This window comes from Burkholderia sp. BCC1998 (assembly GCF_905339875.1).
GTDB lineage: Bacteria > Pseudomonadota > Gammaproteobacteria > Burkholderiales > Burkholderiaceae > Burkholderia.
Window position 1 is genome coordinate 125,394 of the sequence record NZ_CAJPHE010000010.1, and the last position, 25,597, is coordinate 150,990.

At 69.3% G+C, this 25,597-nt stretch carries 22 protein-coding genes and 2 riboswitches; of the genes, 11 read left to right on the top strand and 11 right to left on the bottom strand.

What is annotated here, in order from left to right; genetic code table 11:
• Nucleotides 1-127 precede the first annotated feature (127 nt).
• The 3 genes from eat (at nucleotide 128) to eutC (ending at nucleotide 3,832) form a co-directional block, all read left to right on the top strand.
• Nucleotides 128-1,540, top strand: a complete 1,413-nt coding sequence (gene eat / locus U5A56_RS19095) for an ethanolamine permease (protein ID WP_257775458.1) — start codon at nucleotides 128-130, stop codon at nucleotides 1,538-1,540.
• Between the two features lie 106 nt (nucleotides 1,541-1,646).
• Complete coding sequence (locus U5A56_RS19100) at nucleotides 1,647-3,044, top strand: ethanolamine ammonia-lyase subunit EutB (RefSeq protein WP_321923978.1); 1,398 nt, start codon at nucleotides 1,647-1,649, stop codon at nucleotides 3,042-3,044.
• On the top strand, nucleotides 3,041-3,832 hold the full coding sequence (gene eutC, locus U5A56_RS19105) for an ethanolamine ammonia-lyase subunit EutC (RefSeq protein ID WP_321923980.1): 792 nt from the start codon (nucleotides 3,041-3,043) through the stop codon (nucleotides 3,830-3,832). The genes U5A56_RS19100 and eutC overlap by 4 nt, the downstream gene beginning before the upstream one ends.
• 51 nt (nucleotides 3,833-3,883) lie before the next feature.
• On the opposite strand, the gene U5A56_RS19110 is transcribed toward eutC, so the two are convergent.
• Nucleotides 3,884-4,768, bottom strand: a complete 885-nt coding sequence (locus tag U5A56_RS19110; RefSeq protein ID WP_321923982.1) for a LysR family transcriptional regulator — start codon at nucleotides 4,766-4,768, stop codon at nucleotides 3,884-3,886.
• Nucleotides 4,769-4,918: 150 nt separating this feature from the next.
• Between U5A56_RS19110 and U5A56_RS19115 the strand changes: the two genes are divergently transcribed.
• A complete protein-coding gene (locus U5A56_RS19115) occupies nucleotides 4,919-6,526 on the top strand; it encodes an MFS transporter (protein ID WP_321923984.1) in 1,608 nt (535 codons plus the stop codon).
• Nucleotides 6,527-6,621: 95 nt separating this feature from the next.
• Here U5A56_RS19115 and U5A56_RS19120 read toward each other — a convergent pair whose 3' ends face one another.
• On the bottom strand, nucleotides 6,622-7,050 hold the full coding sequence (locus U5A56_RS19120; protein ID WP_321821689.1) for a pyridoxamine 5'-phosphate oxidase family protein: 429 nt from the start codon (nucleotides 7,048-7,050) through the stop codon (nucleotides 6,622-6,624).
• A 317-nt stretch (nucleotides 7,051-7,367) separates the two neighbouring features.
• Between U5A56_RS19120 and U5A56_RS19125 the strand changes: the two genes are divergently transcribed.
• From U5A56_RS19125 to U5A56_RS19135, 3 genes are all read left to right on the top strand, one after another.
• Nucleotides 7,368-8,894, top strand: coding sequence for an aldehyde dehydrogenase family protein (locus tag U5A56_RS19125; RefSeq protein WP_124486843.1), 1,527 nt, complete (start codon nucleotides 7,368-7,370; stop codon nucleotides 8,892-8,894).
• 330 nt (nucleotides 8,895-9,224) lie between these two features.
• Nucleotides 9,225-9,770, top strand: a complete 546-nt coding sequence (locus U5A56_RS19130) for a hypothetical protein (protein ID WP_321923986.1) — start codon at nucleotides 9,225-9,227, stop codon at nucleotides 9,768-9,770.
• A 185-nt stretch (nucleotides 9,771-9,955) separates the two neighbouring features.
• Nucleotides 9,956-10,990 (top strand): helix-turn-helix domain-containing protein, encoded by a 1,035-nt coding sequence (locus U5A56_RS19135; RefSeq protein ID WP_044848383.1) that lies wholly within the window; start codon nucleotides 9,956-9,958, stop codon nucleotides 10,988-10,990.
• A gap of 66 nt (nucleotides 10,991-11,056) precedes the next feature.
• On the opposite strand, the gene U5A56_RS19140 is transcribed toward U5A56_RS19135, so the two are convergent.
• Both U5A56_RS19140 and U5A56_RS19145 read right to left on the bottom strand, forming a co-directional pair.
• A complete protein-coding gene (locus U5A56_RS19140; protein ID WP_321923988.1) occupies nucleotides 11,057-12,145 on the bottom strand; it encodes an ADP-heptose--LPS heptosyltransferase in 1,089 nt (362 codons plus the stop codon).
• A 2-nt stretch (nucleotides 12,146-12,147) separates the two neighbouring features.
• Complete coding sequence (locus tag U5A56_RS19145) at nucleotides 12,148-13,851, bottom strand: thiamine pyrophosphate-binding protein (RefSeq protein ID WP_321802057.1); 1,704 nt, start codon at nucleotides 13,849-13,851, stop codon at nucleotides 12,148-12,150.
• 305 nt (nucleotides 13,852-14,156) lie between these two features.
• Here U5A56_RS19145 and U5A56_RS19150 point away from each other — a divergent pair, with 305 nt between their 5' ends.
• The 4 genes from U5A56_RS19150 to U5A56_RS19165 all read left to right on the top strand — a co-directional run bounded on the left by U5A56_RS19150 (nucleotide 14,157) and on the right by U5A56_RS19165 (nucleotide 15,673).
• Nucleotides 14,157-14,618 (top strand): hypothetical protein, encoded by a 462-nt coding sequence (locus U5A56_RS19150; protein ID WP_321923990.1) that lies wholly within the window; start codon nucleotides 14,157-14,159, stop codon nucleotides 14,616-14,618.
• Entirely contained in the window at nucleotides 14,615-14,899 is a 285-nt protein-coding gene (locus tag U5A56_RS19155; RefSeq protein ID WP_321923993.1) for a type II toxin-antitoxin system RelE/ParE family toxin, read from the top strand. Before U5A56_RS19150 ends, U5A56_RS19155 begins: the two co-directional genes overlap by 4 nt.
• Before the next feature lie 136 nt (nucleotides 14,900-15,035).
• Entirely contained in the window at nucleotides 15,036-15,272 is a 237-nt protein-coding gene (locus U5A56_RS19160; RefSeq protein ID WP_321924080.1) for a type II toxin-antitoxin system VapB family antitoxin, read from the top strand.
• Complete coding sequence (locus U5A56_RS19165) at nucleotides 15,272-15,673, top strand: type II toxin-antitoxin system VapC family toxin (RefSeq protein WP_321810766.1); 402 nt, start codon at nucleotides 15,272-15,274, stop codon at nucleotides 15,671-15,673. Before U5A56_RS19160 ends, U5A56_RS19165 begins: the two co-directional genes overlap by 1 nt.
• Before the next feature lie 66 nt (nucleotides 15,674-15,739).
• On the opposite strand, the gene U5A56_RS19170 is transcribed toward U5A56_RS19165, so the two are convergent.
• The 7 genes from U5A56_RS19170 to U5A56_RS19200 form a co-directional block, all read right to left on the bottom strand.
• Nucleotides 15,740-17,128: an L-serine ammonia-lyase gene (locus U5A56_RS19170; protein WP_321923994.1), complete on the bottom strand. Its 1,389-nt coding sequence runs from the start codon at nucleotides 17,126-17,128 to the stop codon at nucleotides 15,740-15,742.
• A gap of 30 nt (nucleotides 17,129-17,158) precedes the next feature.
• The gene (locus U5A56_RS19175) at nucleotides 17,159-18,295 is read right to left on the bottom strand and encodes an alginate lyase family protein (RefSeq protein WP_321923996.1); all 1,137 of its coding nucleotides are present in this window, start codon (nucleotides 18,293-18,295) and stop codon (nucleotides 17,159-17,161) included.
• Nucleotides 18,296-18,447: 152 nt separating this feature from the next.
• A complete protein-coding gene (gcvP, locus tag U5A56_RS19180; protein ID WP_321923998.1) occupies nucleotides 18,448-21,375 on the bottom strand; it encodes an aminomethyl-transferring glycine dehydrogenase in 2,928 nt (975 codons plus the stop codon).
• 59 nt (nucleotides 21,376-21,434) lie between these two features.
• On the bottom strand, nucleotides 21,435-21,815 hold the full coding sequence (gcvH, locus tag U5A56_RS19185) for a glycine cleavage system protein GcvH (RefSeq protein WP_044848374.1): 381 nt from the start codon (nucleotides 21,813-21,815) through the stop codon (nucleotides 21,435-21,437).
• A gap of 126 nt (nucleotides 21,816-21,941) precedes the next feature.
• On the bottom strand, nucleotides 21,942-23,060 hold the full coding sequence (gene gcvT, locus U5A56_RS19190) for a glycine cleavage system aminomethyltransferase GcvT (RefSeq protein ID WP_321924000.1): 1,119 nt from the start codon (nucleotides 23,058-23,060) through the stop codon (nucleotides 21,942-21,944).
• An 86-nt stretch (nucleotides 23,061-23,146) separates the two neighbouring features.
• A riboswitch (glycine riboswitch) is annotated at nucleotides 23,147-23,280 on the bottom strand.
• A 31-nt stretch (nucleotides 23,281-23,311) separates the two neighbouring features.
• Nucleotides 23,312-23,415, bottom strand: a riboswitch (glycine riboswitch).
• A gap of 121 nt (nucleotides 23,416-23,536) precedes the next feature.
• A complete protein-coding gene (locus U5A56_RS19195; protein ID WP_044848372.1) occupies nucleotides 23,537-23,905 on the bottom strand; it encodes a hypothetical protein in 369 nt (122 codons plus the stop codon).
• A gap of 196 nt (nucleotides 23,906-24,101) precedes the next feature.
• Nucleotides 24,102-25,154 carry an oxidoreductase gene (locus U5A56_RS19200; protein ID WP_321924001.1) on the bottom strand — a complete coding sequence of 351 codons (1,053 nt, stop codon included), beginning with the start codon at nucleotides 25,152-25,154 and terminating at the stop codon, nucleotides 24,102-24,104.
• Nucleotides 25,155-25,597 lie beyond the last annotated feature (443 nt).

A 25,597-nucleotide genomic window follows, 5' to 3' on the forward strand; every position in this document is an offset into this window, starting at 1 on the left:
ACCGTTGCCGTCAGCGAAACGTCAGCCGTCATCTTTGCCGAATTTCGATAACACGTCGTTTAATGACTCTCTAGCATCGATTCTCAGTCGCGCGGGCCCGCAGGCCGGCGCCTTTCAGGAGAATCCGATGAAAGCAGAGTCGAATGGCCGGCCCGCCGCCGGCGCCAAGTCGTCCGGCCAGCCCGCGCTGCAGCAGACGCTCGGGACCTGGCAACTGTGGGGCATCGCGGTCGGCCTCGTGATTTCAGGCGAATACTTCGGCTGGAGCTACGGCTGGGCGAGTGCCGGCACGCTGGGCTTCGTCGTCACCGCGCTGTTCGTCGCGGCGATGTACACCACCTTCATCTTCAGCTTCACCGAGCTGACGACGTCGATCCCGCACGCGGGCGGCCCGTTCGCGTATGCGCGCCGCGCGTTCGGCCCGGCGGGCGGCTATCTCGCCGGCGCGGCGACGCTCGTCGAGTTCGTGTTCGCGCCGCCCGCGATCGCGCTCGCGATCGGCGCGTACCTGCATGTGCAGTTTCCGGGGCTCGAACCGAAACACGCGGCGATGGGCGCGTATCTCGTGTTCATGGCGCTGAACATCGTCGGCGTGCAGATCGCCGCGACGTTCGAGCTGGTCGTCACGCTGTTCGCGATCTTCGAGCTGCTGGTGTTCATGGGCGTCGTGTCGCCGGGCTTCGCGTGGAGCAACTTCATGAAGGGCGGCTGGTCGGGCGCCGATCATTTCAGCGTCGGCGCATTCCACGGCATGTTCGCCGCGATCCCGTTCGCGATCTGGTTCTTCCTCGCGATCGAAGGCGTCGCGATGGCCGCCGAGGAGGCGAAGAACCCGAAGCGCTCGATCCCGATCGCGTACGTGGCCGGCATCCTGACGCTCGTCACGCTCGCGATCGGCGTGATGGTGTTCGCCGGCGGCGCGGGCGACTGGACCAAGCTCGCGAACATCAACGACCCGCTGCCGCAGGCGATGAAGTACATCGTGGGTGCGAACAGCGGCTGGATGCACATGCTCGTGTGGCTCGGGCTGTTCGGGCTCGTCGCGTCGTTCCACGGGATCATCCTCGGCTATTCGCGCCAGATCTTCGCGCTGGCCCGCGAAGGTTATCTGCCGGAATGGCTCGGCAAGGTGCATCCGCGCTTCAAGACGCCCCATCGCGCGATTCTCGCGGGCGGCGTGGTCGGCATCGCCGCGATCTACAGCGACGAGCTGATCCAGTTCGGCGGCCAGACGCTCACCGCGAACATCGTGACGATGTCGGTGTTCGGCGCGATCGTGATGTATATCGTAAGCATGGCGGCGCTGTTCAAGCTGCGCCGCTCGCAGCCGAACCTGGAGCGACCGTTCCGCGCGCCGCTGTACCCGTTCTTCCCGGCGTTCGCGATCGTTGCAGCCCTGATTTGCCTTGCGACGATGGTGTACTTCAACGGGCTGGTGGCGATGGTGTTCGTCGCGTTCCTCGCGCTCGGCTACGCGTACTTCCTCGCGACCCGTTCGCAGCGTGCGAGCGCACCGGGCGACGCGCTGCTCGAGGAATGAGGATGGCCGACCCGAACGGCCGTTCGTGACGGCATGCGGCGCGCCCCGTCGAACGGGCGCGCCGTCGGCGTCAGGCAAGGCAAGGACTGGCAAGGAGATTCGAACGATGTCCTACACGGAGACGATCGGTCCGCGCACGTACCGTTTCGCGGACCTGAAGACGCTGCTCGCGAAGGCGAGCCCGCTGCGCTCGGGCGACCAGCTCGCCGGCGTCGCGGCGGCGAGCGAGGAGGAGCGCGTGGCCGCGAAGATCGCGCTCGCGGGCGTGCCGCTGAAGGCGTTCCTGAACGAAGCGCTGATTCCGTACGAACACGACGAGGTCACGCGCCTGATCCTCGACGATCACGACGCGGCCGCGTTCGCGGAGATCTCGCATCTCACCGTCGGCGACTTCCGCAACTGGCTGCTGTCGCCGGCTGCCGACGGCACCGCGCTCGAACGGATCGCGCCGGGCCTCACGCCCGAGATGGTCGCGGCCGTGTCGAAGCTGATGCGCAACCAGGACCTGATCGCGGCCGCGCGCAAGCGCCGCGTCGTCACGCGCTTTCGCAACACGGTCGGGCTGGCCGGCCGGATGTCGGTGCGGCTGCAGCCGAACCATCCGACCGACGACGTGAAGGGCATTGCCGCGTCGATGCTCGACGGGCTGATGTACGGCTGCGGCGACGCGATGATCGGCATCAACCCGGCGACCGACAGCCTCGCGGCGATCGTGAAGCTGCTCGCGATGATCGACGGGTTCCGCGAACGCTACGGCGTGCCGACGCAGTCGTGCGTGCTCACGCACGTGACCAACACGATCGCGGCGATCGAGAAGGGCGCGCCGGTCGACCTGGTGTTCCAGTCGATCGCGGGCACCGAGAAGGCGAACGCGAGCTTCGGGATCTCGCTCGCGCTGCTCGGCGAAGCGCGCGAGGCCGCGTTGTCGCTCAAGCGCGGCACCGTCGGCAACAACCTGATGTACTTCGAGACGGGGCAAGGCAGCGCGCTGTCGGCGAACGCGCATTTCGGCGTCGACCAGCAGACCTGCGAGGTGCGCGCGTATGCGGTCGCGCGCAAGTTCGACCCGTTCCTCGTGAACACGGTGGTCGGCTTCATCGGGCCCGAATACCTGTACGACGGCAAGCAGATCATCCGCGCGGGGCTCGAGGATCACTTCTGCGGCAAGCTGCTCGGCGTGCCGATGGGCTGCGACATCTGCTACACGAATCACGCGGAAGCCGACCAGGACGACATGGACACGCTGCTGACGCTGCTGGGCGCGGCCGGCATCAACTTCATCATGGGCATCCCGGGCGCGGACGACGTGATGCTGAACTATCAAAGCACGTCGTTTCACGACCAGCTCTACGTGCGCGAGGTGCTCGGCCTGCGCCGCGCGCCCGAGTTCGAGGAATGGCTGGAGACGATGGAGATCGCCGACGCTCGCGGCGCGCTGCGCGCCGCGAGCGCGCGCGTGCCGCTGCTCGCGGGCGCGAACGACTGGATGGGGATTTCGGCATGAGCGACGCCGTCGAAAAGAACCCGTGGGCGCAGCTGAAGTCGTTCACGAACGCGCGGATCGCGCTCGGCCGCGCGGGCAGCAGCCTGCCGACCGCGCCGCTGCTCGCGTTCAACCTGTCGCACGCGCAGGCGCGCGACGCGGTGCACCAGCCGCTCGACGCGGACGCGCTGCGCCGCGAGATCGACGCGGCCGGCTTCGCGACGCTCGGCGTGCAGAGCGCGGCGCCCGACCGCCAGCATTACCTGCGCCGGCCCGATCTCGGCCGCAAGCTGTCCGATGACGGACGCGCGCTGCTGGCCGGCTACGGCGCGGCGCTCGACGACGCGCCGGAGGTGGTGTTCGTGGTCGGCGACGGGCTGTCGGCGTTCGCGGCCGCGAAGCAGGCGCTGCCGCTGCTGCAGGCCGTGTGCCCGCGGCTCGAAGCGGACGGCTGGCGGATCGGCCCGGTGGTGGTCGCGACGCAGGCGCGCGTCGCGCTCGGCGACGAGATCGGCGAACTGCTGCGCGCACAGGTCGTCGCGATGCTGATCGGCGAACGGCCGGGGCTCAGCTCGCCGGACAGCCTCGGCGTGTACCTGACCTGGGCGCCGAAGGTCGGCTGTCACGACGCGCTGCGCAACTGCATCTCGAACGTGCGGCCCGAAGGGCTGCCGCACGCCGCGGCCGCGCACAAGCTGCATTACCTGATGACGCACGCGCGCCGGCTCGGCCTCACGGGCGTCGGGCTGAAGGACGACAGCGATGCGTTGTTGCCGCAGACGGAAGCGGAGCGGATCGGCGCGGATTGATTCGGATCGGCCCGGATTGATGCGGATTGATGACGCGACTGCGCCGTCCGTCTACTTGAACAGCCGCTCGCACAGGAAGTCGACGAACACGCGCAGCTTCGGCGACAGCTGCCGGCTCGACGGCCACACGATCGAGAACTGCCCCGGCGCGATCCGGTAGTCGTCGAGCACCGTGACGAGCGCGCCCGTGTCCAGCGCGTCGCGCGCGAGGAAATCGGGCATGTAGCCGATGCCGAGCCCCGCCATCACCGCGCCGCGCAGCGCTTCCATGTTGTTGCAGGTCATCGCGGTGTGCAGCTTCAGCGGCGTGCCGTCGTCGGCGGCGAGCGCCCAGTCCTGCAGCTTGCCGGTGGTCGGGAAACAGTAGCGCACGCAATCGTGCGCTTCGAGATCGCGCGGCGCCCGCGGCGTGCCGGCCTGCGCGAGATACGCGGGCGTCGCGCACAGCACGAACGCGAACGGGCCGAGCCGCCGCGACATCAGGCTCGAGTCCGACAGCGGGCCGCTGCGGATCACCGCGTCGAAGCCGCCTTCGACGACATCGACCATCCGGTCGTTGAAATCCAGGTCGAGCTCGACGTCCGGATAGCGCTGCCTGAATTCGGGCAGCACCGGCAGCAGGAACCGGTAGCCGATCACCGGCAGGCTCACGCGCAGCTTGCCGCGCGGGTGCTGCGCGGCGGCCGTCACGGTCGCCTCCGCGTCGCGAAAATCCTCGAGGATCCGCTGGCAGCGTTCGTAGAAATGGCGCCCTTCGTCGGTCAGCGTGACGCGCCGCGTCGTGCGGTTGAACAGGCGCACGCCGAGCGACTGCTCGAGCCGTGCGATCGTCTTGCCGACGGCGGACGCCGAGATGCCGAGCGCGCGGCCGGCCGCGACGAAGCTGAGCGCTTCGGCGGTGCGGACGAAGGCGGCGATGCCGTTCAGGTTTTCCATCGACGTAGGCGGGCGAGCGGATGCGATGCGGTGAATTGAGGAATTTTAGTCCGTTATATACGGAGCAACGCATTGTTTTTCGGTGATTGAATCGAAATTATCCTTGATCGCGCTTGAGGCGCATCCGCGCCGGCTTTTCGAGGAGCAATGATGGATCACCCGTTTTCAGCCGATTCAGCCACGTCGGCACGCCGGCGCGCGTGGGTGCTGGCCGCCGTCTGCATGGCCGCCGTCGCGCTGCCGCTGTCGTTTTCGGGCGGCGCGGTCGCGACGCCCGCGATCGGCCGCGACCTGCACGGCGGCCCGGTCGCGATGAACTGGATCACCAACGCGTTCATGCTCGCGTTCGGCAGTTTCCTGATGGCGGCTGGCGCGCTGGCCGACCAGTTCGGCCGCAAGCGCGTGTTCGCGATCGGCGTCGGCGGCTTCACGCTGATGTCGGTTGCGCTCGCGTTCGCGCCGTCGATGCTCGCGGTCGACCTGCTGCGCGCCGCGCAAGGGCTCGCGGCGGCCGCGGCGCTCGCGGGCGGCACGGCCGCGCTGGCGCAGGAGTTCGACGGCGCGGCGCGCACGCGTGCGTTCAGCCTGCTCGGCACGACCTTCGGCATCGGGCTCGCGTTCGGGCCGGTGCTCGCCGGCTGGCTGATCGCGCACGGTGGCTGGCGTGCGATCTTCGTCACGGGCGCGGCGGCGGGCGCCTCGTCGCTCGGGTTCGGGCTGCCGCGCATGCACGAGTCGCGCGATCCGCACGCGACGGGGCTCGACTGGCCCGGCACCGCAGCGTTCACCGCCGCGCTCACGCTGTTCACGTTCGGCGTGATCGAGGCACCCGCGCGCGGCTGGACGCATCCGCTCGTCGTTGTGCTGCTGGCGGGCGCGGTGCTCGGCGCGTGCGCATTCGTCGCGATCGAGACGCGCGTCGCGCGGCCGATGCTCGACCTCTCGCTGTTCCGGATTCCGCGCTTCGTCGGCGTGCAGGTGCTGCCGGTGTCGACCTGCTGCTGTTACATCGTGCTGCTCGTCGTGCTGCCGCTGCGCTTCATCGGCATCGACGGTTTCAGCGAAATCGACGCGGGCTGGCTGATGCTCGCGATCTCCGCGCCGATGCTCGTCGTGCCGCTCGTCGCGGCGACGCTCACGCGCTGGCTGTCGGCCGGCGTGATCTCGGGGCTCGGGCTCCTGCTCGCGGCGGCGGGCCTCGTATGGCTGGGCGTCGCGCTGCGCGGCGGCGCGGGGCCGGCGGCGATCGCGCCGATGCTCGCGATCGGCATCGGGGCCGGCATGCCGTGGGGGCTGATGGACGGGCTGTCGGTCAGCGTCGTGCCGAAGGAGCGCGCGGGGATGGCGACCGGGATCTTCAGCACGACGCGCGTGGCGGGCGAGGGGATCGCGCTCGCGATCGCCGGCGCGGTGCTGGCGACCCTCGCGCACGCCGATTTGCGGCAGGCGGCGGCGGGGACCTCCGACGCGACGCTGCGGGCGGCCGCGCGCCTCGCGACCGGCGATCTCGCCGGTGCGGCGGCCGGGTTGCCGGGCGTCGGTCGTGCGGCGCTGCTCGCGAGCTATGTGCATGCATTCGATCGGCTGCTGATCGGGCTCGCGGTCGTCACGGTGCTGTGTGCGGTGGTGGTGTTCGCGTTTCTCGGTGCACGGCCGGCAGTGGCGGAAGCGCGCGGCGATGACGGCGAACAGGCGCATACCGACGCGCGGGCGCGTCGCCGGACCGAACCGGCTTGCGTGGAAGCAAGCGGGCGGTGAGTGTGCGGTGAGCGGGCGCGTTTGCGCAAGCGGCCGCAGCGCCTCACCGGCCCAGGCACGCGCGCCGCGCCGCAACGACGGCATGGTGCGGCGCCTCACGCCAGCACGAGCGGCGGCAATTCCGCATCGGCCCGCGCGTGCGCGCTTTCCACGTCAACGACCACATAACGCAGCGCATCCGGCCACAGCTGCGCGCGGCTTCCCGCGTCTTCGTCGATCGTCGCGCGCCCCTGCACGAGCCACGTCGTCTGCCGGACGAAATCGACGAACAGCAGCGCGATCGCCGGATTCACGAGCAGGTTGCCGATCGTGTTGAACAGGTTGTTGCCCGCGAAGTCGGGCAGCACGAGCGTGCGGCGATCGGGCAGGTCGACGAGCGGGGCGAACGAACCGTCCGCGCGCGGCTGCCGGCCGCGATACGAGCAGTCGGCGTCGCCCGCCGCGTTCGCGGTCGCGACGATCAGGAATGCCTGTTCATGGATGAACGCGACGACATCGTCGCTCAAGGGGCCCGGTTGGTTCATGGTTCGGTCGGCGCGTGGCCGATGCGTGCGGATCCGCGTTCCGCACGCAAGCGACATGCCATGCGGCGAGCGTGGCGCGCGGCGGTGCGTGCGCATCTGCGCTGTGAAAAATCCGAACACCCGTCGTACCCGCTGTGCCGTCCCGGTGTTCAGAATCGGGACACTCGTGTTCGATGCGCCGGCATCGTCCCCGGCGGGCGCCCGGACGCACCGCTCCTGTTCCGTTTTCGCCCGGTTTGGCACGCATGTTGCGTAAACCGTGCAGCGCGATCCAACCGGCGCTGCATTCACACAAGCACGATGAACAGGAGACATGTATGAACCCGTTTGACCTGAAACAACTGGGCCTCGACGTCGAATACCCGTACCGTCAGCAATACGACAACTACATCGGCGGCAAGTGGGTTCCGCCGGTGAAGGGCGAGTATTTCGAGAACGTGTCGCCGATCAACGGCAAGCCGTTCTGCCGCGTGCCGCGCTCCAGCGCCGACGACATCGAGGTCGCACTCGATGCCGCGCACGCCGCGCGCCGCAAGTGGGGCAAGACGTCGGTCACCGAGCGCGCGAACCTGCTGCTCGCCGCCGCCGACCGGATGGAAAAGAACCTGAAGCTGCTCGCGGTGGCCGAGACGATCGACAACGGCAAGCCGCTGCGCGAGACGATGGCGGCCGACCTGCCGCTCGCGATCGACCACTTCCGCTATTTCGCGGGCTGCATCCGCGCGCAGGAAGGCGGCATTTCCGAGATCGACGACAACACCGTCGCGTATCACTTCCACGAGCCGCTCGGCGTCGTCGGCCAGATCATCCCGTGGAACTTCCCGCTGCTGATGGCCGCGTGGAAGCTCGCACCGGCGCTCGCGGCCGGCTGCTGCGTGGTGATGAAGCCGGCCGAGCAGACGCCCGCGTCGGTGCTGGTGCTGATGGAGCTGATCGGCGACCTGTTCCCGGCCGGCACGATCAACATCGTCAGCGGTTTCGGCAAGGAAGCGGGCGAGGCGCTCGCGACCAGCAAGCGGATCGCGAAGATCGCGTTCACCGGTTCCACGCCGGTCGGCAAGCACATCCTGCGCGCGGCGGCCGAGAGCCTGATCCCGTCGACGGTCGAACTGGGCGGCAAGAGCCCGAACATCTTCTTCGCCGACGTGCTCGACCAGGACGACGCGTTCCTCGACAAGGCGCTCGAAGGCCTCGCGATGTTCGCGCTCAACCAGGGCGAAGTGTGCACGTGCCCGTCGCGGATCCTGATCCAGGAATCGATCTACGAACGCTTCATCGAGAAGGCCGTCGCGCGCGTCGAGCGCATCAAGGGCGGCCACCCGCTCGACCTGCAGACGATGATCGGCGCGCAGGCGTCGCAGCAGCAGCTCGACAAGATCCTGTCGTACATCGACATCGGCCGCGACGAAGGCGCGCAATGCCTGACGGGCGGCGAGCGCACGGCACCGGCCGCCGACCTTGGCACGGGCTATTACGTGAAGCCGACGATGCTGTTCGGCAACAACAAGATGCGCGTGTTCCAGGAAGAGATCTTCGGGCCGGTCGCGTCGGTGATGACGTTCAAGGACGAGCAGGAGGCGATCGAACTCGCGAACGACACGTTCTACGGGCTCGGCGCGGGCGTGTGGACGCGCAACGGCACGCGTGCGTACCGGATGGGCCGCGAGGTCGAGGCCGGCCGCGTGTGGACCAACTGCTACCACCTGTACCCGGCGCACGCGGCGTTCGGCGGCTACAAGCAGTCCGGCATCGGCCGTGAGACGCACAAGATGGCGCTGTCGAACTATCAGCAGACGAAGTGCCTGCTGGTCAGCTACCAGGCCGAAGCGCTCGGGTTCTTCTGATCGCCGCAGCAGGGGGCGAAGTGCCGGGGCCGGCCGGGCGGCAGCGCAACGCTGCCCGGTACGGCGGCCGGTGCCGGACGGCGGCGACGCGTCCGGTGCCGGCTTGCCGTGGAAGGTGCGGCGGTCGGGCGCTGGCTGTCCGGCCTTCGGCCTTCGGCCGTCGGGCGGCGTCCGCGGCAAGCCGGCAATGCGCTGGCGCCGGTTCGTCCGGCACTTCGCCGTTTTCGTGTTCCGACCTTCGATACGGGCGTCGGCATTCGCACCGGCCGGTGCGCGTTCGCGCCCGTATCGTGCCCGTATCGCACCCCGATGGCCCCGACGGAAACCAGCATGTCAGAACTGCCCGGATCCTATCCGCGTCACCCGGTGTTTCACGCGGGCGAGCTCGACGCGCATCACCGCTTCGGCGTCGCCGACGAAGCCGAGCGGATGAGCGACGTCGTGACGACGCGGCTGAGCATCGGTGTGCGCCAGTTCGTCGAATCGCAGCCGTTCATGTTCGTCGGCACGACGAGCGGCGGCCCGGCCCCGGCGCGCATGACCTGCGACATCGTGCAGGGCATGCGCGACGCGAACGGCGATCTATGGCCGGTCGTGCGCGTGATCGACACGAAGACGCTGCGCTTCGCGCTGCCGGCGCACGGCGGCCACCGGCTCGATGCGCTGGCGTGCGACGGCTGCGGCGTCGGGCTGCTGTTCATCGATTTCGTGCGCGGCATCCGCTACCGGATCAACGGCCGCGCGACGTTGCGCACCGATCTGCCGGAAGCGGACGCGGCGCCCTGGCCGACGGGCAGTCCGATCGTCGAACTGGCGGTCGCGCAGGCGTACGGCAATTGCGGCACGCGGGTCGTGCGGTTGCGGCCGGGCGCGTAGCGCGTCGCCGGGCGGCCGGCGGCACGCATGCCGCACCCGCGCGGTGCGCGGCATGCCGCCTCCGGGTGCGCCCGCATGGCGCGCATCGGCCGCACGGCGTTGAATGACGGGCTTGTCGCCGGACAACGCGGATCGGCACGGGACTTGCGTGTTGGACGTGGTCCCGGGCGGGTGAGGAGAACATGATGGGTCAACGAGTGGAGTGCATGGCCGAGCCGACGGCCGAGGACACGCGGTGCAGCGCGCAGGGCGACGACGCGCTGGCCGGCCAGGCCGTGGTCAGCGTCGCGCACGACGCCGACGAGCAGGCGCGCAACCTGATCGGCTGGCGGCAGACCTACGACCAGCTCGCGGCCGGCCGCTTCGTCGGCACGCTGACCGAGCTGCCGCTCGACACGATGAAGCTGTTTCGCGAATCGACGAGTCACCTGCTGCGGCAGGCGTGCGAGGTGCGCGGCGACGCATACTGGTTCGGCATCCCGCTGACGAGCGACGGCACCGCGCGGGTCGATGCGTGCCGCATCGGCCCCGGCGCGCTCGCGTTCCGGCCCGGCAACGTCGAATTCGAATTGCTGACACCCGCGCAGTTCTCGATCTACGGCGTGGTCGTGCGCGGCGACGTGCTGCGCCGCTACGCGGAGGAAGTCGAACACCGTGCGCTCGACGAGCGGCTGTTCGCGCAGCGCGTGATCCAGATCGGCGATATGCGGCTCGCGCGCCTGTGTGCGCTGCTCGGCGGCCGCCTCGACGGCGCGGCGGCCGCGGGCGGGCCGCTGCCCGACGCACAGCGCGACGACCTGCAGGCCGAGGTGCTGGCCGCGCTGTTCGACGCGTGCGCGCAACCGGCTGACGACGGGGCGGGCGGCGCCCCGTCGACACGGCGCTGGATTGTCGAGCAGGCGCGCGAGTACGTGCTCGCACACCGCACGCGCCCGGTCGGCGTGCCCGAGCTGTGCGAGCAGTTGCACGTGAGCCGGCGCACGCTGCAGTACTGTTTCCAGGACGTGCTCGGCATGGCGCCAGCGACCTATCTGCGCACGCTGCGGCTGAACGGTGCGCGGCGCGACCTGTGCGGGCGGGCGGCCGGTTCCGTGCAGGACGTCGCGGAGGCGTGGGGCTTCTGGCACCTGAGCCAGTTCGCGACCGACTATCGGCGGCTGTTCGGCAAGCGGCCGTCGGAGACGCTGCGCGAGCGGGCGGTGACGGTGGCAGCCGGGTGAGGCGGGCGGCGGCGCGCGGATGCCGCGGTGCGTCCGGTCATCCGGGCGACTCCCTTTTCTCCATCCCTATCCGGCGGTAGCCGCCGCTTCGCGCGGCGCAGGCCACGGCAAGGCATCCCAGTCGATCGCCCGGTAAGCGGCTTCGACCGCCGCGAGGTCGTCCGGCCGCTCGCTGCGATGCAGCCCGTGCAATGCGTCCGGCACATCGAGCGCGACCGGTACGCAGTGCGGATAGTCGCGCACGCGCAGCGCCGGGCCGATCGTCGTGAAACAGCCGAGCGTCGGCACGTCGAAACCGTCGGCGAGATGCAGCGCGGCCGTGTCGGGCGCGAACAGCACGCTCGCCCCCCTGACCCAGGCAATGAAGTGCGCGGTATCGGCCGCGTCGCGGCTCACGTCGACATAGGCCGGATGCGCGACGGGGCCGAAGCCGACCACCGGCAGCTCGTAACGCCGCGCGAGCCGCTCCACGAAAGCCGCGCGCAGCGCCGGCGGCACGCTGCGCACCGCGGTGCTCGCGCTCGGGCAGAACAGCACGTACGGCCGCCGCCATTCGGCCGGCAGGGCGGGCAGGGCCAGCCGCGCGAGCCAGCGATTGCGCTTCGCGGCGGCCGGCACCGTGGCCGGGTCCGTGCCGAGCGCGTCGAGGAAGAAGTCGATCATCGGCTGTCGCGCGAAAGCGGGCCAGTACAGGTGATTGCCGAGATCGATGCGCGGCGCGTGCTCGGGCAGTGTGTCGGCGGCGCACGGCAGCGCACGCGACGGCGCGACGACGTCGGCGGCGAGCGCATACAGCGCGGCGACGTAGCGCGGCGCGCGGGCCGGCCGGTAGAGCGTGAAGCGCAGGCCGGGATGCATCGCGCGCAGCGCGGCGAGCGCGGTCAGCCCGATCACCGAGTCGCCGAGCGCGACGCCCATTCCGTTGATCACGTACACGTCCGCCGTGCGGCCGTAGTCGAGCCGGAACGGCCGGTGGGCGGCGTGCAGCAGGCCGAGCGCCAGCGCGGCCGGCACGTGATCCTCCGCGGCGGCGCCGCCGTGCTCGAGGTCGTAGGGGGCGACGAGCGTGCCGTCGGGCGCGAGCAGCGTGCCCGGATGCGTCAGCGCGTCGTCGCGCGACAGCGCGAGGCTGGCCGGCGCGGCGCGCATTTCCATGGTCACGCGCCGCGCGCGCGGCGGCCCTGCTCGCGGATCTGCTCGAGCGTCGCGGCCGGCGTGCTGGCGTCCTGCGGGATGCGGATCTCGATCAGCGCCGGCAGCCCGCAGGTCAGTGCGCGCTCCAGTGCCGGCGCGAAGTCGGCGGTGCGCTCGACCGTCTCGCCATGCGCGCCGAACGCGCGCGCATACGCGGCGAAATCGGGGTTCGTGAGCCCGGTGCCGTGCACGCGCCCGGGATAGTTGCGCTCCTGATGCATGCGGATCGTGCCGAAATGCCCGTTGTTGACGACGATGGCGACGATGTTCAGCCCGTACTGCATCGCGGTCGCGAGTTCGTTGCCGGCCATCATGAAGCAGCCGTCGCCGGCGAGCGCGACGACGGCCCGCGACGGATACAGCGACTTCGCGGCGAGCGCGGCGGGCAGCCCGTAGCCCATCGCGCCGCTGGTCGGCGCGAGCTGCGAGCGAAAGTGCCGGTACGCGAAGTGGCGATGCAGCCAGATCGCGTAGTTGCCGGCGCCGTTGGTCAGGATCGCGTCGTGCGGCAGGCGCTCGCGCAACTGCACCATCACGTCGCCGAGCTGGACGTCGCCGGGCATCGGCAGCGGCGCGTGCCATTCGCGGTACGCGCGGTGCGCGTCGGCGGCTGTGCCGGCCCACGCGGGGTGCGCCGGCGGTTCGAGCGCCGCGAGCGGCGCCGCGATTTCCGGCATCCCGGACACGATCGGCAGGTCGGCCGCATACACGCGGCCGAGCTCGTCCGCGCCCTGGTGCACGTGGATCAGCGTCTGGCGCGTCTTCGGGATGTCGAGCAGCGTGTAGCCGCCCGTCGTCGCTTCGCCGAGACGCGGGCCGAGCACCAGCAGCAGGTCGGCGTCGCGGATCCGCTTGGCGAGCGCGGGATTGATCCCGAGGCCGACGTCGCCCGCGTAGTTCGGGTGCGCGTTGTCGAAGGTGTCCTGGAAGCGGAACGCGCACGCGACCGGCAGTTGCCAGCGCTCGACGAAGGTGCGCAGGTTCGCGCAGGCGTCGGGCGTCCAGCCGCTGCCGCCGACGATCGCGAACGGCCGCTCGGCGCGCGCGAGCCGTTCGCGCAGCTCGTCGACCTGCGCGGCCGACGGCGACGCCGCGACGCGTTTCGCGGCCGGCACGACGGGCTGCGGCGCGCACGCGTCGGACAGCACGTCCTCGGGCAGCGCGAGCACGACCGGGCCGGGCCGGCCGGACGTCGCGACGTGGAATGCATGGCTCAGGTATTCGGGAATGCGGCGCGGGTCGTCGATCTGCGCGACCCATTTCGCCATCTGGCCGAACATCCGGCGGTAGTCGATTTCCTGGAAGGCTTCGCGGTCGAGGTGCTCGCGCGCGCACTGGCCGACGAACAGGATCATCGGCGTCGAATCCTGGAACGCGGTGTGCACGCCGATCGACGCGTGGGTCGCGCCGGGCCCGCGCGTGACGAACGCGATGCCGGGGCGGCCGGTCAGCTTGCCGACCGCTTCCGCCATGTTCGCGGCCGCCGCTTCGTGGCGGCAGACGACCGTCTGGATCCGCGCGGTGTCGTCCGCCAGCGCATCGAGTACGGCGAGAAAGCTCTCGCCCGGCACGCAGAACACGCGTTCGACGTGATTGGCGAGCAACGCATCGACGAGCAGTCGCGCGCCGGTGGTGGCGCGCGGCTCGAGATCCTTGGAATGCGACATGGGCTGCCGTCTCCCTGGGTAGCGGGATGTACAGATTACGCCTGTTGTCGGGGCGCCGGCACGCTGGCCGGTGAAAAGTGTCGGAACGCGGGGAGCTCGGGGCGTGGATGTTGCACGTTCGCCGGTGCGGCTCGCCGAACGGCCAGCTTGTGCGCGCTGGGCCAAGAGTGAAAAGTGGACACGATGGGGAGTCGGGATGAATGCTTGTCCCGGCAGGGAAATCGAACCCCAAGCAATAATAAAGTGGGATGCCATTCAATAGTAAAATTTTGGCCAACGGATGGTTAACTGGATCGAGGATCACCATGGCAACCGAAACGATCGATCAAAAGACGCTGACGGAACTGGTCGAAGCCGGCGCCGTGCACGCGGCCCGTGTAGTTGGCTGCGGCAGCGGCTGGACGATCTCGGCTCGTTGCGGCACGAACGAGCGCTTTCTGTCGGCCAAACGCGGCGACGTGCGGGTGTTTCGCCGCTTTGAAACGCTGGTCGGCTTTCTGCGCGACATCGGCATCAGCCGTTTCGATGTGGATGCGTCGGAGTTCGACCCGGATGCGGCCGGCCGGGCGACCCGGCCCGATCGGGCGGCCGCGATGAGGGCGGCACACGAGGCAGCGGCCCACGATCGCTGGTTTCGCGAGCAGGTGCAGCAGGCGCTGGACGATCCGCGCGCGCCGATTCCCGACGCGGAGGTGAGCGCCGACTTCGCGTCGCGCCGTGCGGCGCTGCGTGAACGGCTCGCGGGCAGGCGAGGGGATGCTTCTTGACCTTCGCGCTGCACTGGAATCCGAAGGCGTACGAGGATCGCGCCGCGATCATGGACTACATCGGCGAGGACGACCCGCAGGCCGCAATCGAACTCGACGAACTGCTGGAACAAAGGGCCGCCACGTTGCCGGCCCGTGCAGAGCTGTATCGGCAAGGGCGAGTGGCCGGCACGCGCGAACTGGTGGTCGCGCCGAACTACGTGCTCGTGTATCGCATCAGACCGGCTGAGGGGATCGTCGAGATCCTCCGCGTGCTGCATGCGCGACGGCAGTGGCCGTGATGCCCGATATCCGCAAGTCGGCGTCGAGCGGCGGATGAAGGATTTCAAGGGAACGCATGTTATGTACACACATGGATTTACATCGCAGACCGCATCGGATAATGTACATCCCATGTACATCCATGCGGAGATCGACATGCACACGACGAAGGTATTTCGGAACGGCAACTCGCAGGCCGTGCGAATTCCTGCCGACCTCGCCTACGAGCGCAGCGATATCGAACTGGAAATCGAGCGTATCGGTGACGAAATCCGTATTCGACCGATACGGCGGCCGTTGACCCGCGTACTCGAGAAATTCGCGAAATTCGGGCCGGATTTCATGGCCGAAGGGCGCGGCGACCAGGAGCAGGTCGATCGCGAGGAGCTGTAATGCCGCGCTACATGCTCGACACCAACATGTGCATCTATCTGATGAAGAACCAGCCTGAGCAAGTCGCGAAACGATTTGCGCAGTGCTACACGGGAGATGTGGTGATGTCGGCGATCACGTATGCCGAGCTCGAGTACGGCGTCGCCGCATGTGCGAATCCTGCGCGGGAGCGTCGCCATCTCGCCGCGCTGATCGACGATATCCCCGTTGCTCCGTTCGACGTCGCGGCGGCGCAAGCGTATGGTCCGGTCCGCGACGCAACCCGCGAGCGGAAGAAGGATCATCTCGACAAGCTGATCGCCGCGCACGCGGTGTCGCTCGATGTCGCGCTCGTGACCAACAACGAGCGGGATTTCGTCAGCTATCCGGGATTGCGGCTGGAGAACTGGCTGAACGATTGATGGCGGTGATTGTGTCCGACGGTCATGCGGGATATCGATCCACACGCATGACCGCCGGACCCTGCATCAGCACTCGACGATATTCACCGCCAGCCCGCCGCGCGACGTTTCCTTGTATTTCGTCTTCATGTCGGCGCCCGTCTCGCGCATCGTCTTGATCACCGAGTCGAGCGACACGTAGTGCGAGCCGTCGCCGCGCAGCGCCATGCGCGCCGCGTTGACGGCCTTCACCGACGCCATCGCGTTGCGCTCGATGCACGGGATCTGCACCATCCCGCCGACCGGGTCGCAGGTGAGGCCGAGGTTGTGCTCCATCCCGATCTCGGCCGCGTTCTCGACCTGGCGCGGCGTGCCGCCGAGCACGGCCGCGAGCGCGCCGGCCGCCATCGAGCACGCGACGCCGACTTCGCCCTGGCAGCCCACTTCCGCACCCGAAATCGACGCGTTGAGCTTGTACAGAATGCCGATCGCGGCGGCGGTCAGCAGGAAGTCGATCACGCCCTGTTCGTTCGCGCCCGGCGAGAAGCGCGTGTAGTAGTGCAGCACGGCCGGGATGATGCCGGCTGCGCCGTTGGTCGGCGCGGTGACGACGCGGCCGCCGGCCGCGTTTTCCTCGTTGACCGCGATCGCATACAGGTTGATCCAGTCGACCATCGACAGCGGATCCTGCAGCGCACGCTCGGGATTGCCAGTCAGCGCGCGATACAGCTGCGGCGCACGGCGCTTGACCTGGAATGGGCCGGGCAGGTTCCCGTCGGCTTCCGGGTTGCCGATCCCGCAGCCGCGCGACACGCACGACTGCATCACGGCCCAGATCTTCAGCAGCCCGTCGCGCGTCTCTTCCTCGGTGTGCCACGCGCGCTCGTTTTCCCACATCAGCTGCGCGATCGACTTGCCGGTCGACTCGGTCAGCGCGAGCAGCTCGGCGCCGGTGCGGAACGGATGCGTCATCTGCTCGGCCGCGCTCAGCACCTTCGTGTTCGGCGCACCGGCCGTCACGACGAAGCCGCCGCCGACGGACAGGTAGGTGCGCTCGACCAGCACGTCGCCGTTCGCGTCGGACGCGCGCAGCTTCATGCCGTTCGGGTGTTCGGGCAGCGCCTGCCGGTAGAACGCGATGTTCTCCTTCAGCACGAACGGCACCGGATGCGTGCCGAGCAGCGCGAGCTTCTTCGACTTGCGGACGTCTTCCAGACGCGCGTCGATCGTCTCGGGATCGACGGTGTCGGGCGCGTCGCCGAGCAGGCCGAGCATCACGCCGCGGTCGGTGCCGTGGCCCTTGCCCGTCGCGCCGAGCGAGCCGTACAGCTCGACCTTCACACTGGCCGTCGCGTCGAGCATCCCGTCGCGCTCGAGGCCCTGCACGAACATCAGCGCCGCGCGCATCGGTCCGACCGTATGCGAACTGGACGGGCCGATGCCGATCTTGAAGAGGTCAAACACGCTGACTGCCATCTTGATACCTGCCTTGCTTTAAGAATAATGCTAGCGCGCCTGCAATGGCAGGCACGCGGCGAGCCATGCGGGCGGCATGGGGGAGAGTTGCCGCGCGACGCGCGCATAGCGCCCGTCGAGACGCGCGGCCAGATGAAAGAGTTCGGTGGCGTTTTTCGGGTCCCACTGCCCCGTATAACCCGGCAAGCCGGCCTCGCGGCGCTTCGCGTCGAACGGCACGGGCGAATTCACGAATTCCTCGTGCGTTTTCTCGCCGAGCGCGTACGGCACGAGCCAGTCGAGCGCGGCCGCGAGCGTCGCGCCGTTCGCGCCGTGCTCGCGCAGCCAGTTGCGGTTGAAGCGGCGCGCGGCGAGCGCGGCCGTCACCAGCGGTTGCAAGTCGTACACCGCGTAATGCAGCGCATCGCGTTCCTCGAAATCCCAGGTCTTGCCGTCCGGGCCGATGTTGTCGGCGAGATGCTCGACGAACAGCCGCTGCGCGGCGTTCATCATCTTGCGGTCGCCGAGCGTGAACGCGGACAGCGCGATCAGCTTGATCCGGTGGCTCTGCCAGTTGTTGCGCCAGGTGCCGGCGAGCGGGCGCTTCTGCGCGTCGATCTGCGCGACGTAACCGGCGCCGAGCTTCGCGATGAACGCCGCCGTCGCGTTACGCGTCTTGACCGGCAGCGCGCTCGCCGTCATGTCGTACGCGACGATCAGGCTGTCGAAGCGCGTCTCGTCGATCGGGTTGAAGCCCGGCTGATAGGTCGACACCCACGCGGACAGGAAGCGGTCGACGAGCTGCAGATAGCGCGGCGCGTTCGTCACGCGCCACGCGAGCGCGGCGTCGCGCATCAGCTCCATGTCCTTCAGCGCGTCGGCGCTCTGGTCGTAGATGCCTTCGTGCGGCAGCGTGCCCTCGGTGTGCACGCGCGCCATTGCCTTCGGCTGCTCGCCGATGCGCGCGTCGACGCTGCGGATCAATGCCTGCACGCCCGGCTCGGCCTGCGTCGTCTCGCTCGCCTGCAACGCGGGCGCCGCGCAGAAATTCATCGCCGCGCGCGCGCTGCCGGCCGTGCCGAGGCCGGCGGCGGCCAACGACAGCGACGCGACGAGCAGCGGCACGACGCGGCGCGTGCGCGGCCGCTCCTGCGTGGCACCCTGGCCCGGAAACATCGGACGCACCATGCGGAACTCCTTGATTGGCTGGATCGCGTGTGATGTTAGCCGGATTGGCGGGCAAGCGTGAATCGATCGGGCAGGCAGCGGACGCAAAAACCGCACGCAACCGAGGGTTGCGTGCGGTGTGGTCACGGCCGGACTCCGGAGCGCGGCGAGCGTTATGCGTAGTCCGACACCGGCACGCACGAGCAGAACAGGTTGCGGTCGCCGTAGGCGTTGTCCGCACGGCCGACCGGCGGCCAGTACTTGTTCGTGCCGAGCGACGCGACCGGGTACGCCGCCTGCTCGCGCGAGTACGCGTGCGGCCATTCGTTCGCGGTGACGACGGCTGCCGTGTGCGGCGCGTGACGCAGCGGGTTGTCCTCGCGGTCGGCGCGGCCTTCCTCGACGGCACGGATTTCCTCGCGGATCGCGATCATCGCGGCGATGAAGCGATCGAGTTCTTCCTGCGATTCCGATTCCGTCGGCTCGACCATCAGCGTGCCCGGCACCGGGAAGCTCATCGTCGGCGCATGGAAGCCGTAGTCCATCAGGCGCTTCGCGACGTCGTCGACGCTGATGCCGCTCGTTTCCTTGAGCGGACGCAGGTCGAGAATGCACTCGTGCGCGACCAGCCCGCCCGGGCCCGAATACAGCACCGGATAGTGCGGCGCGAGGCGCTTCGCGATGTAGTTCGCGTTGAGGATCGCGGTTTCCGTCGCGGCGGTCAGGTTCTTCGCGCCCATCATCGCGATGTACATCCACGAGATCGGCAGGATCGACGCCGAGCCGTACGGCGCGGCCGACACCGCGCCGATGCCGTCTTCCGCACGCGCGTAGCCGGTCGAACGCTGGTTCGGCAGGAACTTCGCGAGGTGCGCGCCGACCGCGACCGGGCCGACGCCCGGGCCGCCGCCGCCGTGCGGGATGCAGAAGGTCTTGTGCAGGTTCAGGTGCGACACGTCGCCGCCGAACTGGCCCGGCGCGGTCAGGCCGACCATCGCGTTCATGTTCGCGCCGTCGACGTACACCTGGCCGCCGTGCGCATGCACGATCTCGCAGATCTCGCGGACGTTCTGCTCGAACACGCCGTGCGTCGACGGATACGTGATCATGATCGCCGCGAGGTCGTTCGCGTGCTGCTCGGCCTTCGCCTTCAGGTCGGCGATGTCGACGTTGCCCTGCGCGTCGCACGCGACCACCACGACCTTCATGCCGGCCATGTGCGCCGACGCCGGGTTCGTGCCGTGCGCGGAGGCCGGGATCAGGCACACGTCGCGATGCGCTTCGCCGCGCGATGCGTGGTATGCGTGGATGATCAAGAGGCCCGCGTATTCGCCCTGCGAGCCGGCGTTCGGCTGCAGCGACACGGCCGCATAGCCGGTCGCGGCGACGAGCATCTGCTCGAGCTGGTCGATCATCTCGCGGTAGCCGACGGTCTGCTCGGCCGGTGCGAACGGATGGATCCGGCCGAATTCGGGCCACGTGACCGGCAGCATTTCCGACGTCGCGTTCAGCTTCATCGTGCACGAACCGAGCGGGATCATCGAGCGGTCGAGCGCGAGATCCTTGTCCGACAGGCTGCGCAGGTAGCGCAGCATTTCGGTTTCGGAATGGTGGCGGTTGAACACGTGGTGCGTCAGGTACGCGCTCGTGCGCTCGAGGCCGGCCGGCAGCACGGCGACGCCGCCGAGGCCCGCGTCCAGCGCGTCCACGGCCGGCGCGGTGCCGCCCGCGGCCTGCGCGAACACGGCGAGGAGATCGGCGAGGTCGTCGCGGGTCGTCGTTTCGTCGACCGACACGCCGACTTGCGTGTCGCTCACGCGACGCAGGTTGATGCGCTTGGCCGTCGCGAATTCGTGGACCTGCGCGGTGCGCGCGCCGGTATCGATCGTCAGCGTGTCGAAGAACGTGTCGTTGACGGTCGCGAAGCCGAGCTGCTTCACGCCGGCGGCGAACAGCGCCGCGATGCGGTTCACGCGCAGCGCGATCGTCTTCAGGCCGTGCGGGCCGTGGTAGACCGCGTACATGCTCGCCATGATCGCGAGCAGCGCCTGCGCGGTACACACGTTCGACGTCGCCTTCTCGCGGCGGATGTGCTGTTCGCGCGTCTGCAGCGCGAGGCGCAGCGCGGGCTTGCCCTGCGCGTCGACGGTCACGCCGACCAGGCGGCCCGGCATCTGGCGCTTGAATTCGTCACGCACGGCCATGTAAGCGGCGTGCGGGCCGCCGAAGCCCATCGGCACGCCGAAGCGCTGCGTGTTGCCGACCGCGACGTCCGCGCCCCATTCGCCGGGCGGCGTCAGCACGGTCAGTGCGAGCAGGTCGGCCGCGACGACCACATGGCCGCCGGCCGCGTGGATCGCTTCAGTGAGCGCGCGGTAGTCGCGCACGTCGCCGTACACGCCCGGGTACTGGAGCAGCACGCCGAACGCGTTCGCCTGCGCGGCGTCGGCCGCCGGGCCCGTCTTGACCTCGATGCCAATCGGCAGCGCGCGCGTGCGGATCACTTCGAGCGTCTGCGGCAGCACGTCGTCGGCGACGTAGAACACGTTCGACGCCGGCTTGCCGGTGCGCTGCAGCAGCGTCATCGCTTCGGCCGCGGCGGTTGCTTCGTCCAGCAGCGAGGCGTTCGAGATCGCGAGGCCCGTGAGGTCGGCGACCATCTGCTGGAAGTTCAGGAGCGCCTCGAGACGACCCTGGGAAATTTCGGGCTGGTACGGCGTGTAGGCCGTGTACCACGCCGGGTTTTCGAGCACGTTGCGCAGGATTACGGCCGGCGTGTGCGAGTCGTAATAGCCCTGGCCGATATACGAGCGGAACACCTGGTTCTTGTCCGCGAGGGCGCGCAGCGCGGCGAGGGCTTCGGCCTCGCTCTTCGGTTGCGCGAACGGGCCGAGCGGCAGCGTTTCGGCGCGGCGGATCGAGGCCGGGATCACGGCGTCGATCAGGGCGGCGCGCGACGCGAAGCCGAGCGTGTCGAGCATGGCCTGCTGGCTGGCGGCATCGGGGCCGATGTGGCGTTCTGCGAACGCGTCGTGCGTTTCGAGCGCGGCGAGCGAGAGGGGCGTGCGGTTCATCAGGCGGTCCGGGTGTTCGAGCTTCATGGCGTGACTCTGGTCCCGCGCGGGCCGAGGCCGGCCCCGCGCGGTTCGGGTAAGGAAAATTAGTCGATCAGCTTGCTGTAGGCGTCAGCGTCGATCAGCTTGTCGGTCGACGCGCCGGCCGCGAGCTTGATCTTGAAGAGCCACACGCCGTATGCGTCGCTGTTCACTTCTTCCGGCGAGTCGGCGGCTTCTTCGTTGATGGCGACGACTTCGCCGGACACCGGCGAGTAGATGTCGGATGCCGCCTTCACCGATTCGACGACGCCGACGGCGTCGCCCGCGTTCACCGACTTGCCGACTTGCGGCAGCTCGAGGAAGACGATGTCGCCGAGCGTGCTCTGCGCGTGATCGGTGATGCCGACCGTCAGCGTGCCGTCGGCTTCGGTGCGGACCCACTCGTGTTCGTCGGTGTACTTCAGATCGGCCGGGACGTTGCTCATCGGATGCTCCTGGATAAAAGGGTGTGTTCGTTATGCTGGCGCGCCGCCGGGGCGCGCCGGGTGTGGTTGCGCCGGGCGCCATTTCCCGGCTTCGCGGCAGGCGGCCTCCCGGTCGCCTCCCGGTCGTTACGCAGCGAGGACCTTGCCGTTGCGCACGAACGGCAGTTTTACCACGCGCGCGGGAAGTTGCTTGTCTCGAATCTGCACATGGACCGTGTCGCCGACCTGGACGGCCGCCGGCACGCGCGCGAATGCGATCGACTCCTGCATCGACGGCGAGAACGTGCCGCTCGTGATCTCGCCTTCGCCGTGCGGCGTGACGACCTTCTGGTGCGCGCGCAGCACGCCGCCTGCCTTGCCGTTTTCCTTCTGCAGGATCAGGCCGACGAACGCGGCGCGCGTGCCGTTTGCCTCGAGCGCGGCGCGGCCGACGAACTCGCGCGGCGCCGACAGGTCGACCGTCCATGCGAGGCCCGCGTCGAGCGGGGACACGGTGTCGTCCATGTCCTGGCCGTACAGGTTCATGCCGGCCTCGAGGCGCAGCGTGTCGCGCGCGCCGAGCCCGCACGGGCGCACGCCGTTTTGCTGGAGCGCGTTCCACAGCGCTTCGACGTGCACGGCCGGGGCGATCACCTCGAAGCCGTCTTCGCCCGTGTAGCCGGTGCGCGCGACGGTGAGGTCGCCGAACGGCGTGCCGGCGACCTGCGCGGCGTTGAACGGCTTCAGCTCGCTGGTCGCGGCGCGCGCGGCGGGCACCGTCGTCCAGACCTTTTCACGGGCGTTCGGGCCCTGAACGGCGACGATCGCGAAATCGCGGCGCGGCGCGATGGTCAGGCCGTAGCCGCCTTGTTCGTTGAGCTGGTTGAACCACGCGATGTCCTTCTCGGCCGTGCCGGCGTTGACGACGACGCGGAAGAAGTCTTCGGTGAAGTAATAGACGATCAGGTCGTCGATGACGCCGCCCTGCGGATTGAGCAGGCACGAGTAGAGCGCCTTGCCGGGGATCTTGAGCTTGCCGACGTTGTTCGCGATCGCGTGCTCGAAGAACGCGCGCACGCGGCTGCCGGTGAAATCGACGACGCACATGTGCGACACGTCGAACATGCCGGCGTCGGTGCGCACGGCTTCGTGTTCTTCGATCTGCGAGCCGTAGTTGACGGGCATGTCCCAGCCGCCGAAGTCGACCATGCGGGCATTGAGCGCGCGGTGCGCGGCGTTGAGCGGGGTTTGATTCAGTGCAGTCATCGAGGCCTCAGGCAAGGCGCTTGCGCGCGGGTCAGAACGGCCATGTGCCGACCGTCGCGGCCTTGGGGCCTGCGAAACGATCCGGTACATGCCCCTCTGTCCTCGATACCTGAGAGATTGCGCCGCGGCCACGAGCCGGCGAACGCGCGCCCCTTCGGTGGGCAGCCTGCCCGCGCAGCCAATGTGCTGCGGGCTACTGCCGCTCTCCAGAGTGCGGGGAGTGCGGCCCGCGCAATGCGCGGACGGGATTCCCCGACGCGGTCGGTCCTTTTGCCTGAGAGTTTGCGGGTGTGCCCCTTCGGCGGCGCGACCGGCGTTGCTGCTACGCGGTCACACGCTCTCCCGACGCGTGCGGGCGACTGTACGCGAGCGGGTGGGCATTGTCAATTTGAGCAAAAGAATGTCGCTTCGCGACAAGCGGCGGCGTGCGGCGCCGCCGCTTCTGCCGGCACCGGCGGGCGCCGGCATGGCCGGGATTACTCGCCGATCGCGCGCGCGGCCGTGTCGAGTTCCTGGTTCAGCACGCGCTGCTCGTCGCCGGACAGGCCGCCGTTGTGCTGGCCCGACATGTCGTTCGCTTCCTGGCGGATCACGTCGAGGCGGTGGTGCAGCTGCGCGCCGTACGGCGGCGGGTAGTAGCCGCCGTTCACGCGCGCGTCGATGCGGCGGTGCAGGTTGTCGATCCGGCCCTGGACCTCCTGCAGGCGATCGTTCGCGACGACCTGCGGATTCGGCCGCGGCGGGGGCGGGGGCGCCTGTCGGGCCGGCCGCTGCGGCTGCACGACGCAGGCCGCGAGCGAGGAAACCAGGACGCAGCATGCCGCTGCGCGAATCAACCGTTGCATCACATTCTCCTGACGGTTTGGTGTCGGATCGACTTTTTGAGAAACGCGTCAGACCGGACGACCGCTGACTTTCGTTCCCGCACCATTTGTAACGGAATGTTCGGGATCGTGGCGCCGTGGCGGCTGACGGGGGCGCGCAGCCGGGCGCGGCGCGAGGTGGCGGCTGCGGCCGGGGCGACGACCCGGCCCGCGGCCGTCAGACGGTACGACGCACGAACGGTACCCGGCGGCCTTCGTGCTCGCTCTGCGCGGCGAGCTCGATGATCGTCATCACGTCGACGGCGTCCTGCGGCGTGACCGGGAACGGCGCGCCGTCGTGGACCGACGCGGCGAGCGCGCGATAGAACTCCGCGTACTGCCCGTCGAGCGTCGGCACCGGCCGCTCGACCTCGACCTCGCCGTCGAGCACGCGCAGCACGCCGGGCGGGTTGCCGCCGCCGAACTCGACGTGATCCGGCGTGAGGCCGGCCTTCAACTGGTCTTCCTGCGTGTCGAGCCCGAACTTCTGGTAGCTGCCGCGCGTGCCGTGCAGCGTGAAGCGCGCGGGCTCGATCGCCGATAGCGCGCTCGCGTGCAGCGCGACGTCCTTGTCCGGATAACCGAGCAGCAGGTGTACGAAATCGGGCGCCGTGCCGTTGTCGCGGCGTGTCTTGACCGTGGCGCTGACCGTTTCCGGCAGCCCGAACAACGCGAGCGCCTGATCGATCAGGTGCGGGCCGAGATCGAGCAGCAGGCCGCCGCCGCGTGCGGGCTCCTCGCGCCAGCGCGTGCGCGGCGTCGGCCGGAAGCGGTCGAAGTGCGACGCGAAATAGGTGAGCCGGCCGAGTTCGCCGGATTCGACGATGCGGCGCACGGTGAGGAAGTCGCCGTCCCAGCGGCGGTTGTGGAACGGTGCGAACAGGCGGCTGCGCGCATTCGCGAGCCGCGCGAGCGCGAGCGCTTCGTCGGCCGTGAGCGTGACGGGCTTGTCGACGACGACGTGGCGGCCGGCCTGGAGCACCTGGCGCGCGAGCGCGAAGTGCGTGTCGTTCGGCGTGGCGATCACCACGCAGTCGATATCGTCGAGGCCGAGCAGCGTGTCGAGATCGGGGACGATGCGGGCGCCCGGAAAGGCGGCGCGCGCGCGATCGGGTTGCCCCGTCGCGATCGCGGCGACCTCGGTGCGGCCGCTCGTGGTGATCACGGGCGCGTGGAACGTCGCGCCGGCGAAACCGAAACCCATCAAACCAATCCTGAGCAATGACGACATGGCAATCCCTGGCTGCGTACGAAACGAAAAGAGGGCGCGCCGCTGGGGCGCGAGGACGACCGGCTATTTTGGCATGGCGCGGCGGCGCACACCGACGCGTTCGGCAAAATGCCCGGCAGGACACGGCATGCGCGCGGCCGCAGCCCGCAATTTGCGTCGGGCCGCCGGCGCTGCGCGCATCGACCCCGCGGGCGGCGTTGGGGGCGCGTCCCGCCGCGGGCTTGCCACCGCGACGGCCGCCCATTGTGACCGATCGGGCCGTGGATGGGGCCGGATTGGCCGTCCGGACAAGGATCGGCGAGGACTGGATAAAGAACCCGACAAGAAGGCGAAACGGCAGCTTGCCCGCACGAAAAGCCGGCACACGCCCGCCCGAGAAACGACCGCCTGCCCGCCCGGCCCCGTCCGGCGGCGCTCCCGAAAAGCGCGTCGCCGACGTGTTA